Origin of the sequence: Flavonifractor sp. An10 (genome assembly GCF_002161215.1) — a bacterium.
GTDB classification, from domain to species: Bacteria; Bacillota; Clostridia; order Oscillospirales; family Oscillospiraceae; genus Flavonifractor; species Flavonifractor avistercoris.
This window is the reverse complement of the sequence record NZ_NFMB01000003.1, coordinates 145,871-160,850: the sequence shown is the minus strand read 5'-3', so window position 1 is coordinate 160,850 and position 14,980 is coordinate 145,871. Positions and strand designations below refer to the sequence as shown.

Annotated in this window: 11 protein-coding genes and 1 riboswitch; of the genes, 1 reads left to right on the top strand and 10 read right to left on the bottom strand. The window is 65.2% G+C overall.

Translation table 11 applies throughout. The features are described from left to right. Nucleotides 1-21: 21 nt before the first annotated feature. From B5E42_RS06090 to B5E42_RS06050, 9 genes are all read right to left on the bottom strand, one after another. Nucleotides 22-2,154 carry a 5'-nucleotidase C-terminal domain-containing protein gene (locus tag B5E42_RS06090; protein WP_087237705.1) on the bottom strand — a complete coding sequence of 711 codons (2,133 nt, stop codon included), beginning with the start codon at nt 2,152-2,154 and terminating at the stop codon, nt 22-24. Nucleotides 2,155-2,399: 245 nt separating this feature from the next. Beyond that, nucleotides 2,400-2,972, bottom strand: a complete 573-nt coding sequence (locus B5E42_RS06085; RefSeq protein ID WP_141242472.1) for a hypothetical protein — start codon at nt 2,970-2,972, stop codon at nt 2,400-2,402. Nucleotides 2,973-3,216: 244 nt separating this feature from the next. Next, nucleotides 3,217-4,005, bottom strand: a complete 789-nt coding sequence (locus B5E42_RS06080; protein WP_087237701.1) for an OAM dimerization domain-containing protein — start codon at nt 4,003-4,005, stop codon at nt 3,217-3,219. Beyond that, nucleotides 4,002-5,567 (bottom strand): lysine 5,6-aminomutase subunit alpha, encoded by a 1,566-nt coding sequence (locus B5E42_RS06075; protein ID WP_087237699.1) that lies wholly within the window; start codon nt 5,565-5,567, stop codon nt 4,002-4,004. Before B5E42_RS06075 ends, B5E42_RS06080 begins: the two co-directional genes overlap by 4 nt. Nucleotides 5,568-5,659: 92 nt before the next feature. Further along, complete coding sequence (gene ablA, locus B5E42_RS06070) at nt 5,660-6,913, bottom strand: lysine 2,3-aminomutase (protein ID WP_087237697.1); 1,254 nt, start codon at nt 6,911-6,913, stop codon at nt 5,660-5,662. A 566-nt stretch (nt 6,914-7,479) separates the two neighbouring features. Then, on the bottom strand, nt 7,480-8,523 hold the full coding sequence (locus tag B5E42_RS06065) for an L-erythro-3,5-diaminohexanoate dehydrogenase (protein ID WP_087237695.1): 1,044 nt from the start codon (nt 8,521-8,523) through the stop codon (nt 7,480-7,482). Nucleotides 8,524-8,613: 90 nt separating this feature from the next. Then, a complete protein-coding gene (locus B5E42_RS06060) occupies nt 8,614-9,432 on the bottom strand; it encodes a 3-keto-5-aminohexanoate cleavage protein (RefSeq protein WP_087237693.1) in 819 nt (272 codons plus the stop codon). A 132-nt stretch (nt 9,433-9,564) separates the two neighbouring features. Next, a riboswitch (Lysine riboswitch) is annotated at nt 9,565-9,742 on the bottom strand. A 157-nt stretch (nt 9,743-9,899) separates the two neighbouring features. Further along, a complete protein-coding gene (locus B5E42_RS06055) occupies nt 9,900-11,399 on the bottom strand; it encodes a DNA mismatch repair protein MutS (RefSeq protein WP_087237691.1) in 1,500 nt (499 codons plus the stop codon). A 3-nt stretch (nt 11,400-11,402) separates the two neighbouring features. Continuing rightward, nucleotides 11,403-12,401, bottom strand: coding sequence for a hypothetical protein (locus tag B5E42_RS06050; protein WP_242967039.1), 999 nt, complete (start codon nt 12,399-12,401; stop codon nt 11,403-11,405). 837 nt (nt 12,402-13,238) lie between these two features. Here B5E42_RS06050 and B5E42_RS06045 point away from each other — a divergent pair. Continuing rightward, a complete protein-coding gene (locus B5E42_RS06045) occupies nt 13,239-14,126 on the top strand; it encodes a LysR family transcriptional regulator (protein ID WP_087237687.1) in 888 nt (295 codons plus the stop codon). Nucleotides 14,127-14,169: 43 nt separating this feature from the next. Here the strand turns inward: B5E42_RS06045 and B5E42_RS06040 are convergent, their stop codons facing one another. Then, nucleotides 14,170-14,967 (bottom strand): hypothetical protein, encoded by a 798-nt coding sequence (locus tag B5E42_RS06040; RefSeq protein WP_242967038.1) that lies wholly within the window; start codon nt 14,965-14,967, stop codon nt 14,170-14,172. Nucleotides 14,968-14,980: the final 13 nt, after the last annotated feature.

Here is a 14,980-nt window from a genome sequence, read left to right as displayed (position 1 = left end):
GATGGCTTGAGGGCTGATGGCTCAGCCGGCGCTGCCGCTGCCGGCGCCCGCCTCGTCGGCGGTGAGGGTCAGCACGCCGTCGGCCTCGGCGGCGCTGATGCCCAGCAGGGTGTTGATGCCGTCGGCGGAGACATAGTAGTTCCCGCCGATCAGCAGGGCGGAGACCTCCACCGGCGCGCCGTCCACGGTGACGGTCAGGTCGGCGTAGTCAATGGCGGTTCCGTCGGCACGGGCGGGCAGGGGCTCGGCGGTGTACTCGCCGCCCTTGGTGATGACCACGCCGCCGTTCCACTCCACGTTGAAGGCGGCCGTGGTGCCCTGGAAGGCGGCGGCCAGATCACGCAGGCGGTAGAAGGTGGTGTCTCCCAGGCCGCTGCTCACCGCGCTGTCGGCGGAGCAGAGCAGGCCGTTGACGATGACGTTGTTGGCCTCGTTGAGGTTGATGCTCTTGTTGTAGGGGGTGGCCAGCTCGCCGGAGTTGACCTTCTCGATGTAAGCGGCACGCTCCGGGTTGTCCAGCTGGAGATCCACGCCGGTGATCTTCCAGTTGTTGTCCACCACGGGCTCCAGGGGGTCGTGCTCGGCCAGGTAGGCCACCAGCATGTCGCGGACGGAGGCGGAGGACTCCCACGTCTTCTCGCCGGAGATGATGCCCTCGTTCTTCAGGCCGGTGTAGCGGTAGTCGTTGACGCACAGGGTGAGGGGCATGTCGTCGGTGAGGGGCTGCCCCTGGAAGGTCACGTTCTCAATGCGCTGACCGGCGGGCTTGGACAGGTTGACCTCATAGTTCAGGCCGATGAAGTGGTCGTGGAGATAGCCGGCCTTGTCGGGGTTGAAGGAGATGTTGATGTCCCCGGGCTGCCACTGGTTCCAGCACTCGGCGGCCCACTCCATGTAGGCCTTCATCTCGGCGCCGGTGACCTCCACGGTGTAGAGCACGTTGGGGTACTTGTAGATGTCGAACATGTTGCCGTAGTTCAGCGGACCGGCCTTCAGATCGCTGGTGTCCTTGAACAGGGCCACGGCGGTGACGTCGGCGCCGGAGTTCTCCAGCTGGACGGTGCCGATCAGGTCGATGACGGCGGTGTCCTGGATGCGGCCGGCGGGGATGCCGGCGATCTCGTTGGCGGGCTGGAAGTCGGCGGCGGCATGGCCCAGCACGTTGTCCTGGATGAAGGACACGGTCTTGTCCTGGGCGTCCTTGACGGCGGCCACGTCGCGCAGGCCCTGGTCGGGCTCGATGCCCTCCATGGAGACGGTCTCCACGGTGGCGGAGGTGATCTCCTTGTTGGCGTCCAGGGTCAGGTCATAGCGCACCACCTCGCCGGCGTTGTTGGCGGTCTCGCCCACGGGGATGGTGTCGTTGTTCACATAAGTGGTGTGGGTGTGGCCCAGCTGGAGGATGTCCACCTCGGGGCACTGCTCCAGGATGGTCTTGCCGGCGTCGGAGCCGTCGGTGGAGTACTCGGCCTCCAGACCGGCGTGGGCACAGACCATGATGACGTCGGCGCTGTCGCCGATGGCGTCGATGCACTCGTTCACCGCGTCGGCCAGGGGCTCAAAGGTCAGCTCCTCCACGCCCTGCTTGGTGCCGTCCCAGCGGGGGATGTTGGGGGTGTCCACGCCGATGACGGCCACCTTGACGCCGCCCCGCTCCACAATGGTGTAGCCCGCGCCGGTGAAATAGCTGCCGTCGGCGTTCTTGATGTTGGCCGCCAGCACCGGCATCTCGGCCTGAGCCAGGATGGATTTCAGGGTGTCAACGCCGAAGTTGAACTCGTGGTTGCCCAGTGTCCAGGCGTCGTAGCCCATGTAGTTCATGGCGGCGGGCACCGGGTGGTTCGCGGTGTCCTTGGAGTAGAGATCGTCGGTCATGATGGTGCCCTGGATGGTGTCGCCGGTGTCCACCAGGATGGTGTTGGGGTTCTCCGCACGCACCTGGTTGACATAGGTGGAGATGCGGGCCAGGCCGTCATCGGTGCTCTCGGCCATGTCCTCGTAGGAGTACCCCCAGACGTTGCCGTGGGTATCCGAGGTGCCGATGATGGTGATGTGGGTCTCCCCCTCCGCCGCCAGGGCGGCGGGTGCCAGAGAGAGCACCAGTGCCGCGGACAACACGGCAGAGAGGAGTTTGCTGAGTCGTTTCTGCTTCATGGTTTGCGCTCCTTTCCATCTTTCCCGGGGGGAGACTTGTCCGGCCTCCCCCAACACAGGAATTATACCATTCTGCCATTTTGTTGTCGATAGTTTTTGTGAAAAACGCACAAATTTATCTCCTGGCGATTTCACGGCTTGAAAGGAGGGCGAACCGCCTCCCAACAGAAAAAGGGCCCGGCGGCAGCTGCCGCCGGGCTCCTCTTTTGTGTACACGATGAAACCGGAATGGCGGGAAGAGGGCCTTACTCGGCGCTCTCCGCCTCAGGCGCGGTGCTCTCCTGGGGAGCGGGGGACTCCTCAGCCGGGGCGGGCTTCTCCTGCACGGTGGCGTCGGTGCCCAGCAGGGCGTTGAAGGACTCCACGGTCAGGTAGTAGTGGCCGTCCACGGCGATGGCGGGCACGGTCTGCTCCTGGCCGTCCACAGACACGGTGATGTCCGCCGGGGCCTGATTCCGGTCGGCGGCGGAGATGTCCGCGGGCACCTCCAGCACATCGCCGTCATAGGCCGCGCCGGTGGTGACCACCACCTGGCCGTCGACCCAGTCCACGTTGAACTGGTGCTCAGAGCCGGTGAAGATGTAAGCCAGATCCCGGATCCGGAAGTAGGGGCTGCCGTCGGTGCCCACAAAGGAGGCGGCGGTGCCGCTCTTGTCCAGGTCGGTGACGTATACGTTGCCGTCACCCCAGTTGGGGGTGGTGGCCTCCGGCTCCGCGGTGGCCTCGGGCTCTGCCGCCAGGGCGGCGGGGGCCAGGGAGAGCACCAGGGCCGCAGACAGCACGCCGGAGAGAATCCTGCCCATTCGATTGTTTCCCATGATAGAAGCTCCTTTCCTGCCGGCAGATGGGGCTGGGGGCGTCCTCCGCCGGACAGGGTCATTATAGCACGGAAGGCGGGAACTGTCGACCGGATTTTCAGGAAAAGGCATGGTGCCCCTACCTTATATAATATAGAAAAGACGGAAGACAGCCGAATGTCAGAAACAGAAGCACGCAGGCGCCGGGCTTTTGCCCGGCGCCTGCGCGCTTGAAAGAAAAAGAGGAGAGAGGAAGAAAGCAGAATTACTTGCCCAGACGGCGAACCAGCTCCTTGGAGCAGAAGGTGGCCACGTCGTCGGCATAGGTGCCCGCGCCGAAGCCGGCATCGTAGCCCAGCTCCTTGGCCAGAGCGTGGGTGATGCGGGCGCCGCCGCAGCAGAAGATGTACTTGTCGCGGACGCCCTCGGCCTCGGCCAGCTCGATGAGCTCGGTCAGGTTCTTGATGTGGACGTCCTTCTGGGTGACGGTCTGGGAGACCAGCACCACGTCGGCGTTGACCTCGGCGGCCTTGCGGAGGAACTCCTCGTTGGGCACCTGGGAACCCAGGTTGTAGGCCTCCACCATCTCGTAGCGCTCCAGGCCGTAGTGGCCGGCGAAGCCCTTGCGGTTCATGATGGCGTCGATGCCCACGGTGTGGGCGTCGGTACCGGTGGAGGCGCCCACGACCACCATCTTGCGGCCCAGGTGCTCCTTCAGGTACTCGTCGTTCTCGTGCATGTCCATGGTCTCGTCGGTGACGGTCTGCACCACGATCTCATTGTAGTTGATGGTGTGGGTCAGAGAGCCGTAGACCACATAGAAGGTGAAGTTCTCGTCCAGCTTCTGGCGCAGGGCCACGTTGGGGTCGGCCAGGCCCATCTTCTGGGCGATGAGCACGGCAGCGGCCGCGCCGCGGTCGTCGTCCTTCACCGGCAGGGTGAAGGAGGTCTGAACCTTGCCGTCGTTCATGGTGTCGCCGTAGGGCTTGATGCGGGTCAGGTCCAGGGTGGTGTCAAGATCCTTGTCGCGAATTTGATACAGTCCGGAGCTCATTTGCCGGCACCCCCTTTCATCATGGGCGCAAGGAAGGGGTTGAAGTACCCGGGCGCCTTGGTCACGACGCCGTCCAGGCCCTTGCCGCCGTCACGGGGACGCTTGATGTCGGCGAAGATGCCCCGCTCCAGGGTCTCGAAGATGCCCAGCTGCTCGATCTGGCCCAGCAGGTCGGTGGCCTTCTTCAGCACGTCGTTGGCACGAGTCTGCATGATGCCGCCTTCCTTGAAGGTGATCTCGCTGCCCAGGTCGTGCATGGTGCGGAAGATGTACTGGGCGTTCTGGATGGCCAGGAACCGGTCGGACAGGAAGGGGGTGTGAATGGCCTCGGTCATCATGCCCAGCAGGTGGATCTTCTGGCCGGTGAGGGCGGTGACCATGTTGAACAGGGCGTCCTGTACGTGGCCGCGGAAGATGTTGCCGGTCATGAACTTCGTGGGAGGCATGTACTTCAGGGGCGCCTTGGGGAAGATCTCCCGGGCCATCTCGGCCTGGGCCAGCTCGTACAGGAAGCCGTTCTCCACATCGGGGTCGATCTCGAAGGCGTGGCCCAGACCCATCTGCTCCTCGGGCAGGCCGGCGCGGAGGGCGAAGGCCTCGTTGAGGAACTGGGAGGCGGTAACGGTGTGGGCCTCCTCCACCGCGTCGGCGGTGGTCAGGTAGTTGTCCTCGCCGGTGTTGATGACCACGCCGGCATAGGCGTTGATGGCGCGGGAGAAGGACTGGTCGATCAGGGTGCGCTGCATGTTGATGTCGCGGAACAGGATGCCATACAGGGCGTCGTTGAGCATCACGTCCAGGCCCTCGAAGGCGCCCATGGCGGCGATCTCGGGCATGCACAGGCCGGAGCAGTAGTTGCACACGCGGATGTAGCGGCCCAGCTCCTCGCCCACCTTGTCCATGGCCTCACGCATCAGGCGGAAGTTCTCCTGGGTGGCGTAGGTGCCGCCGAAGCCCTCGGTGGTGGCGCCGTAGGGCACGTAGTCCAGCAGGGACTGGCCGGTGGTGCGGATAACGGCGATGACGTCGGCGCCCTGTCGGGCGGCGGCGGTGGCCTGCACCACGTCCTCATAGATGTTGCCGGTGGCCACGATCAGGTAGATCCAGGGGCCGGTCTTCTCACCGCCGTGGGCGGCGATGAAGTCCTCGCGGCGCTTGCGGCGGGCGGCGATCTTGCTCAGGCTCTTCTCCACGATGGGGGCCAGGGCGGCGTGGATCTCGGCCTCGCCGTGGGTGGGCAGGGCGGTGAGATCCAGCTTGTCGGCGGCCACATCCTCGGCGATGGCCTGGGGATCCTTGCCGGTCTCCACCATGGCGTTGCCGATCCAGAAGGCGGCGCCCTGGGACAGGGCGTTCTTGTCCATCAGGTGATCCACTACCACGTTGGGCAGGGGAACGTCCTGGGCGTCCACGCCGTCGATGCCGAGCAGGCGGCAGATGGTGCGCTCTACGGTGGAGGTGGTGCGCTCATCAATAAAGCGCTGGGTGTCATCGGCCACGCGGGAGGCGTGGGCACGGGCCTGCTCCACCAGCTTAAAATCAAGGTTGAGCTTAGATTCCAACGTATATCACTTCCATTCTCAGGTTAGGTGAAAAAGAGGGGGGAGCGGACCGCCGCCAACGCGACGGCCCGCTCATGAGAGAGGAGGTCGGATTATTCCTCGTGGTGGGAGCGCTTATGACGCTCCAGGTTGGCGGGCTCCATGGACAGCGCCTGACCGCGCTCCAGGCCGGCCACGCCCATGAGCTCCTTCTTCTTCTTGCCGGTGCAGTAGTCGCACTGGCAGTCGGTGTAGTGCTCGGGCTCGGTGTAGGTGGTGATAACGCCCTCGTAGTTGCGCAGGATGACCTTGTGCGGGGTCTGGGAGATGACGTACTGGGGCATAACGGGGGTCTTGCCGCCGCCGCCCGGGGCGTCCACCACGAAGGTGGGCACGCAGAAGCCGGAGGTGTGGCCGCGCAGAGCCTCGATGATCTCGATGCCCTTGCTGACGGGAGTACGGAAGTGCTCCAGGCCCATGGACAGGTCGCACTGATAGATGTAGTAGGGACGCACGCGGATGCGAACCAGCTCGTTGACCAGCTTCTTCATGGTGTAGACGCAGTCATTGATGCCGGCCAGCAGCACGCTCTGGTTGCCCAGCGGGATACCGGCGTCGGCCAGCATGGCGCAGGCCTTGGCGGACTCGGGGGTGATCTCGTTGGGGTGGTTGAAGTGGGTGTTCAGCCAGATGGGGTGATACTTCTTCAGCATGTTGCACAGCTCGGGAGTGATGCGCTGAGGCAGCACCACGGGGGTGCGGGAGCCGATGCGGACGATCTCCACGTGGGGGATCTCACGCAGCTTGGCGATGATGTACTCCAGGCGCTCGTCGCTCACCAGCAGGGCGTCGCCGCCGGACAGCAGCACGTCGCGGATCTGGGGAGTGTTGCGGATGTACTCGATGGCCTGATCCACCTGATCCACGGGCAGGCCGGCGTCGTGCTGGCCGGCGAAGCGGCGGCGGGTGCAGTGACGGCAGTACATGGAGCACTGGTCAGTGATCAGCAGCAGGCAGCGGTCGGGATAGCGGTGGGTCAGACCGGGAGCGGGGGAGTCCTCATCCTCGTGCAGGGGATCCAGCAGATCGGAGTCGGCCTGATGCAGCTCCTTGGCGGTGGGGATGGCCTGCAGACGGACGGGATCATGGGGATCACCGGGCTGGATCAGGGACAGGTAGTAGGGGGTGATGGCCATGCGCAGGGTGCCCAGGCAGGCCTTGACGCCTTCCTCTTCCTCGGGGGTCAGCTCGATGTACTTCTTCAGATCTTCCAGAGTCTCGATACGGTTCTTGACCTGCCAGTGCCAGTCATTCCACTCCTCATCGGTCACGTTGGGGAACAGGATCTTACGGCGGGACTCTACCATAACAAGGTCATCCTTTCTAAATCAGATTTGGGGAGACATTAGAAGCCACAGACACGGAACCGGCCGCGGGGACGGCGGGGAAGGGTTGGGGAGGAGGAATTCCCAGCCGCCCGGCGGTGATGCCGCCGCTGCGGGAATGTCACATAAGAAATGATTGTGGATGGTACGTATAAAAGCCTCGCAGAGTTTGTGCCCGCAGGGCACAAATCAAGTAGGATTTCGTTTTTGACCGCGACATGTGCGTGGTCAAAAACACTTCTCAGACCGCAAGTGTGAGTTTTGTCCGCCTTAGCGGGCAAAACTTGCGCGCGGCGGGCTGCAATCTCTCGAAAAAGCGGCTCCACCGCTTTTTCGATTACAGGTACTTCTTCTCGAAGTACTCCTTCAGCTGGGGATTCTCGCGGAGCGCCCCACGCAATGTGCCATTGCGCGGGGGCCCCGGATATGACTTCCTCGGGCAAGTGAATTGCCCCTGCGGCAAGGTTTTGCTTCGCAAAACGCTTGGACGCGCCAGAGGGCGCGGCGCGCTCACGCGCGGGCCGAGCTGGGGAAGTCGGGCAGTTGCCTTACAGGTACTTCTTCTCGAAGTACTCCTTCAGCTGGGGATTCTCGCGGAGCTCGGCCAGGGTGATGGCGGCGTGATCCTTGGTGTAGCCGTTGCCGATGACCATGGTGACGTCCTTGCCGCAGCCCTCGGCGCCCAGCGCCGCCTTGGCGAAGTCGGTGGCCATGGAGAAGCAGTACACGGTGCCGTTGTCGCGGACGGGCAGGATGGCGCTCATCTCGCAGGCGGGCACGTTGACGATCAGGATGGAGATGTCGTACTCCTTACCGCCGTTGGCGGCCAGGGACTTCTCCAGCACGTCCACAGGCTCGGTGGCGGAGCCCACGATGGCGTGGTGGCACAGGTTCATGCTCTTGAGCAGGTCGGCGTCCTCCTGGCAGATGACCAGGGCCACCACGTTGCCGGTGGGGCCGACGCGCTTCATGGCCTCGTAGCAGCACATCATGCCGCCCTTGCCGGCGCCGCCCAGGATCAGCACGGAGTCGCCGGGCTTGACCAGCTTGGCGGTCTGGGCGGGAGCGCCGGCCACGTCCAGGGCGGCCAGGGCCAGCTCCTCGCTCATGTCGTCGGGCAGCTTGGCATACAGGCCGGACTCAAACAGGATGGCCTGGGCGTCCACGTCCACGCGGTCGATCTCGGGGTGGATGGCCTTGATCTTGTTGATCTTCAGGGGGGTCAGGGACAGGGACACCAGGGAGGCGATCTTGTCGCCCACCTTCAGGTCGATCTTGCCCTGGAGATCCTCGCCGATGGCCTTGACGGTGCCGATGAACATGCCGCCGGAGCCGGTGACGGGGTTCTGCATCTTGCCGCGCTCGTTCACGATGTCCAGAATCATCTGCTCGGTACGGGCCAGATCCTTCTCGCAGGCCTCGTAGATCTGGGTGAAGGAGGCGGAGTCAATGTTCAGCGCGGACACATCGCACAGGATCTCGTTGGAGTAGATCTCGTCCATGTTGTTGTCGATCTTCTTGGCAGCCTGGGTCAGCAGGCCCTTGGGCTCAATCACGCGATGGGTGCCGTACTTGTTGCCTTTCTTCTGCATAGCAAGTTCCTCCTGTTTCGTTCTTTTTGGTTCGGTTGGGGAGATTTGGGGTCTTTTCGATATATGGTTGGGGAGATTGGAACAACTAGGTTATGCCAGGGACAGGATCTTGCGGGCCTCCTCGGGGGTGGCGATCTCACGGCCCAGCTCGTGGGCGATGCGGGCCACCTTGGCCACCAGCTCGCCGTTGGAGGCGGCCTTCTGGCCCTTGCCCAGGTAGATATTGTCCTCAAAGCCCACCCGGACGTTGCCGCCCATGGCGATGGCGATGGCGGCCAGCGGGAAGGCGCTGCGGCCGATGCCGGTGGCAGTCCAGGTGGAGCCGGCGGGCAGCTGCCGCACTAAGTAGTCCAGGTTGCCGGCGGTGGCGGGGGTGCAGCCGGACACGCCCAGCACGAAGTTGAACTGCATGGGGCCGCCGGGAACCTCGCCGCGCTTGGCCATGGTGAGGATGGTGTCCAGGTGGCCGATCTCGAAGCACTCATACTCGGGCTTGATGTGGTTCTCGATCATGCGCTTGCCGAAGGCCCGCATGGTGGGCATGTCGTTGACGAAGATATCGTCGCCGAAGTTGCAGGTGCCGCAGTCCAGGGTGGCCATCTCGGGGAAGAGCTCGGTGGGCTGGAGCCGCTCCTCGGGGGTCATGCCGGTGGCGCCGCCGGTGGAGGGGATCAGGATCACGCCGGGGCAGGCCTCCTTGATGGCGTCCAGGATCACCCGGAACCGCTCGCGATCCTGGGTGGGGGTGCCGTCGTCCCAGCGGACATGCACGTGGATGACCGCCGCGCCCGCGTCAAACGCGCTCTTGGCCTCGCGAACCATCTCCTCCACGGTGTAGGGCACCGCGGGGTTGTTTTCCTTGGTGACCTCTGCGCCGCAGATGGCCGCGGTAATGATGAGCTTTTCCATAACACGCCTCCTCGTAAAAATAACGCCACCCCGTCCGCCAAGAGAATAACATCCACCCCAAGGGAACGTGATAGCGCTTCATGCACAAAAAAACACTACTTGCATCTGCGGACACCTTCCGGCCTCCGATCAGACACAAATAGCGCTTCATGTTACTCATGACAATCCGCAAGCGCTGAGCCTGCGGCTCAGGGGGAGGGCTGTGCGGTTCACGTCCCCCTTCGGCGGAACGTACATTCCCGGGACACATCGGGCTCGCCTGCCCTTGTCATTGTCCCGGTACCTTGCGCTCCGCGCCTCTATCCATGCGTATTATTTATTTTTTACAAGAACACTATACTCCCACAAGTTAAATTTGTCAACAATTTTTCCAAAAAAATTTTTAAGTGAAAAAATGCCGGAAAGAAGGGAGATTTCCCCCCTCTTTCCGGTCAAAATAGTTACGGGGATACTTACCGCCGGAACAGTTACAGGTCGGCCTGGAACAGCTCCATGAGGGCGTCGTCCAGCTTAAGCAGCCGGCAAACCCGCAGGGCGTCCCGGGGGCAGGGGGCCCCCGGCGGGGCGGGCAGCAGGCGGTAGTCCATCCGCCGGGCGATGCGCTTGCGGGGGTCGTCCCCCTCGTCGCCGTCGATCTCCCGCACCAGGCCGGCCACCTGGTAGTGGGCCCCGGCCACGTCGGACACGCCGTCGTAGTGGGTGGTCATGAGGGCCACGCAGTCCAGGGTGCCCAGGTAGCGCACCAGGGCCCGGGCCAGGGCGGCGCCCTCCTGGGGGTTGGTGCCCCGGGCGAACTCGTCCAGGGCCACAAAGAAGAACTCATCCCTGGTCTTGCGGAGCAGCTGATCCAGCAGGTGAACCTCCTTGCCGAAGGAGGACAGGCCGCCGGCGCCGGGGCCGCTGTCGGCCAGAATCAGCTCCACCCGGTCGAACAGGGGCAGCCGGGCGGACTGAGCGAACACGAAGAAGCCGCACTGGCAGAGCAGCAGGGACAGCACCGTGGAGCGCAGGGACACGGTCTTGCCGCCCATGTTGGCGCCGGTGATGACGGTGCAGCCGGGGCCCAGCTCCAGCTCCAGGGCGGTGAACTGCTCGCCCCGCTCCGCCTGCTCCTCCGCCACCTGGGGGTGGCTCACCCCCTTCAGGGAGATGGTCTTGTCGGTGCTGAGGGCGGGCCGAACGCAGTGGTAGCGCAGGGCCAGCTTGGCCTTGGCCACGATCAGATCCAGGTGGCCCAGGGCCTCCATGTTGGCCAGGAAGGCGTCCTTCCAGACCATGAGCTTCCGGGTGAGCATCTGCCGCACCTCCAGCTCGATCTTATCCTCCTCCACCGCCAGAACCCGGCGCTTTTCCAGCAGAGGGCCCCGCTTGTCCTCCTGGGTCATGCGGATGGCCTTCTCCAGCTTGGCCTTCTCGGCCCGCAGAGGGGCCAGGTCGTTGTGGTAGGAGTTGACCACGGAGAAGGTGGGCAGGCGCCGGCCCTCGGGATCCATCAGCTCCAGGGCGTCGGCCAGGGAGGGGAAGGCGATGCCGGACATGGGGGGCATCTTGGCATAGGCCTGCACTACCTGCTCCAGGGTGACCAGGAAGTGCTTGAGCTCGAACAGCTCCACCAGGTCGAAGGGCGCGCCGGGATCCCGGTCGAAGGAGCCCCGGATGTCGTGGAACAGGGGCAGGCACCGGGTCACCCCCCGCAGGGCGGCGGCGGAGTCCTTCAGTTCGGCGGGGTTCACCCGGGGGGCCTCGCAGCCGCAGCTGTCCACCGGCTGGGGCCTGGTACCGCCGGCGGCCCACAGCTCCATGGCCAGGGCCACGTTGTCCAGCTCCTCCTCCAGGGCGGCCTCGTCGCCGGGGCCGTACCAGCGGGGATTGCGGGCGGCCTGCTTGCCGAAGGGAGACATGGGGCTCAGGCGCTCCAGCACCCACTGAAAGCCCGCGTTCTCCCGCAGTTCATGGGTCAGTTCCATGGTTCAGTCCTCCTTCACGTTGACCACCGGCAGGTCGATGACCTCCCGGAGGGCGGCGATAAACTTGTCCGGCTCAAAGTGCCAGCCGTAGGCCGACCAGGGGTTGGCCGCCACGGCGGCGATGGTCAGCTCCTTGCGCACCCGCATCTCCCCGCCGCAGCGCAGGAACTGCTCCAGGGCGGAGCGGCCGGCCAGCACATGGGTGGCGTCCGCCGCCACCAGGGTGGTGGGGGCCCCCCGCCGGGCCAGGGTTTTCAGCAGGGGATCCATGATGCCGCCGCCGGCCCACACCACCAGAGGCTTCCGGGGCAGCTTGGCCCACTTGGGCCCGCCGGTCTCGTCCAGGGGCAGCTCCACCGGCTCCCCCTCTGGGGTAAAGAGGGCGAAGCGGGCATCCTGCCCGTCCAGGGCGGCGCACAGGGCCGGGTTTTCCGGCCGCTTCCGGGCGAAGAGCCAGCAGGTGTGGACGGTCTCCGCCACCACCAGCTCCATGTCCCGATCCAGGGACGCGCCGGTGCACAGCAGGGCCACCCCCTCCACCCCGGCGCCGGCCAGGGACTTGCGCCCGGCGGCCCCGTCAATGAGTACCCGCTGGGCGCCCAGCTCCTGGAACCGCTTCGTCAGGGGGGGCAGCTGCCCGGCCGCCGAGGGCCCCGCCAGCTGGACATACCCGTCGGACAGGGTGCGGAATACCGCCACCGGGCCCAGGGGAGTCATCACGTCGGTGAGATCCACCACCTCCAGGGTGGCGTCGCACAGGGAGAGCATCCCCTTGGCCGTGGCGAACAGATCTCCCCGCTTGACATACAGGTCGGGCTTCTCCGTGCCCGTCACCAGGTCGGTGCCCTCGCCGTCCCGGCCCACCGAGGTCAGGCCCAGGCGCTCCTCCCCCAGCTCCGCCATCAGGCGGCGCATGGCGGTGGTCTTGCCGGCGTTCTTGCACAGGCCGATCACCGTCACCGGCGAGGCATCCCCCACCAGCGGCGCTAACAGATGTTTCAAAACATGGCCTCCCTTCCATGCTGTTTCTGGTTGTTTTGACACCGCCATTATAAGAGCCGTGCAGGGATTCTGTCAATGGGGAGAAAAAAGTCCGCCCGGGGAAGGACACCCCGGGCGATGCAGGTCTTGCGCGCCTGTTGATTTTGCAAGATTAGCTAAGGTTAGGTGCAAAATTGCATTCGAACGACCACCCGGGAACCGCCATGCTTTTTCAGAGGCATGGCACCGGCGGCGGCCCGGCGGGCGCACCCGGTACAGCGCACACGCTCCCAGGGCCTGCGGGGTAACCGCGATGCGTGCTACCCAAGGTGCGACAGCGCCTGAAACGTGACTGCCCATAAAACGGGCGGCAATGCACGCCCGGTTTTTGCCCTGTCCGTACAGCCCACCGCCGCCATGAGCCCCCGTTTGGGGGGACGCCGGGGGCACACCCCCGGCCCTTTCTTTCCCACCGCTTTCTTTCGGAAAGAAAGCGGTGCCCCGGCCGGGCAGGCCCGCCCCCGGGGGCATCCCGGCAGGCGGATGGCGCGCCGAGGTCGTCGCGCCCCACGGGTTGGTGGATACGCAGGCAAGCGGGCGACCACAGGTCGCCCCTACATCGTCGGCCCAAGCTGCGGATCGTTCTCTTCCGCGTAAACGCGAAAGCTCATTCCCTCCGCTGGGCTTCGGTGGGGGCCCCACAGAACATCCCACGGCATGAAACTAATTTCAAAATGCATCATCAGAAAATAATCCTGCAAATTTGGTATATGGCATTTCCACCGGCCGGTGCAAAAACTCCCCCCTTTCCCCCGGCGGCCGGATGGAGTATACTGAAAAGAAAAGGGGGAAGCGGGCATGCAGGACTTTCGGATGGAGACCTTTCTGGCGGTATGCCGCCTGGGCAGCTATACCAGGGCGGCGGAGGAGCTGAACATCACCCAGCCGGCGGTGACCCAGCACATCCAGCACCTCCAGACCTACTATGGCGTCAGGCTGCTGGACTACCGCAGCAAGCGCCTCACCCTGACGCCGGAGGGGGAGCTGCTCCGCCGGGCGGCCCTCACCATGCGCCACGACGAGGAGAAGCTGAAGCGGGAGCTGGCGGATCTCCGCCAGGGAAGGCGGGCCCTCCGCTTCGGGGCCACCCTGACGGTGGGGGAGTATCTGCTGCCGCCCCGGCTGGCGGCCTATCTGAAGGCCAACCCGGACGTGGAGCTCCACATGACGGTGGACAACACCCGCAATCTGCTGCAAAAGCTCAACGCTGGGGAGCTGGACTTCGCGGTGGTGGAGGGCTACTTCCGCAAGAGCGAGTACGACTACATTGTCTGGTCGCTGGAGGAGTTCCTGTGCGTCTGTGGAGCGGACAGCCCCCTGGCCGGCGCCCCGGCCCGCCCCCTGGACGCCCTGTTCGGGGAGACCCTGCTGCTGCGCAGCCCCGGCTCCGGCTCCCGGGACGTGCTGGAGCGGGTGCTGGAGGAGCGCAACCACCGGGTGGAGGACTTCGGCCGGGTGGTGGAGATCAGCGACCTCTACGTGATCAAGGAGCTGGTAAAGGCGGGCTGCGGCATCACCTTCCTCTACCGCCGGGCGGTGGAGGCGGAGCTGGCGGCAGGGACGCTGTACCCGGTGGCCCTCACCGACTGCCGCGTCTCCCACGAGTTCACCTTCCTCTGGCGGAAGGACAGCGCCTTTGAGGCCGAGCTGCGGCAGGTGTCCCGCCAGCTGTGGGGGGAGGCATAGCCGGGGCAAAAAGGGGCCGCCGCAGTTTCGCGGCGGCCCGCTGTTACATCTGGGCGGTCAGGGCGGAGATGATCTCCTCCGCCGTCTCATAGACCCGGCCGAAGTCCACGTGGGGGTTGTAGAGCTTCTCCAGCTCGTCGTGCATGGCCTTGGCCTGGGCCAGGGAGTCCACCGCCTCGTCCACCAGGGCGGCGGACACCTTGCGGGAGAACTTGAGCCGGGCCCGGCTTCGGTGGAGCAGCTCCGCGTCCGCCATGGCGTCCACCCGGATGCGGCGGTAGGGGCGCTTGGGCCAGGGCAGGGCGGGGGTGCCGGTGACAAAGGCCAGGGAGAGGCCGGGCAGCAGCAGATGCTCCAGCCGGTCGGGATACAGGGGGGAGGGGCAGAGGATCGCGTCGTGCCCCGCCGCCAGGGCCCCGGCGGCCAGCTGGCTCAGCATGGGATGGGCCATGCCGTAGGGGTCGGACAGCTCGTAGACCCGCCTGCACAGGGCCTCCACCGTCTCAAAATTGCACAGGGCGCCCTTCCAGGTCACCGCCCCCAGGAAGCGGCGCACCGCCCGGCCGGCATCCCCGTCCCCCTTCTTGATCTCCCGGGACAGGATGCCCCGGGCCCGCTTGGCCATCTTGGCCTCCACCGCCGGGGTGAGCAGCAGGGCGCGCACATCCTCCCCGATCTGGGCCGCCGCCGTCAGGCAGCGGTAGGCCCGCTGATAGCAGCCCTTGTAGCCCTTCATGCAGCCCATCAGCCCGTCCCGCACCCCCTGCAGGCCCTCCCGGTCGTAGCACGCCCCCAGGTTCACATACTCCTCCACCAGGCCGGGGTATTTGGGCTCCACCACATGGGTATTGTCC

Coding starts and splice junctions, on each gene's coding strand:
- ablA (WP_087237697.1), bottom strand. CDS start 6,913: ATGGTAGAGTCCCGCCGTAAGATCCTGTTCCCCAACGTGACCGATGAG.
- B5E42_RS06045 (WP_087237687.1), top strand. CDS start 13,239: ATGCAGGACTTTCGGATGGAGACCTTTCTGGCGGTATGCCGCCTGGGC.
- B5E42_RS06090 (WP_087237705.1), bottom strand. CDS start 2,154: ATGAAGCAGAAACGACTCAGCAAACTCCTCTCTGCCGTGTTGTCCGCG.
- B5E42_RS06060 (WP_087237693.1), bottom strand. CDS start 9,432: ATGGAAAAGCTCATCATTACCGCGGCCATCTGCGGCGCAGAGGTCACC.
- B5E42_RS06085 (WP_141242472.1), bottom strand. CDS start 2,972: ATGGGAAACAATCGAATGGGCAGGATTCTCTCCGGCGTGCTGTCTGCG.
- B5E42_RS06055 (WP_087237691.1), bottom strand. CDS start 11,399: ATGGAACTGACCCATGAACTGCGGGAGAACGCGGGCTTTCAGTGGGTG.
- B5E42_RS06080 (WP_087237701.1), bottom strand. CDS start 4,005: ATGAGCTCCGGACTGTATCAAATTCGCGACAAGGATCTTGACACCACC.
- B5E42_RS06065 (WP_087237695.1), bottom strand. CDS start 8,523: ATGCAGAAGAAAGGCAACAAGTACGGCACCCATCGCGTGATTGAGCCC.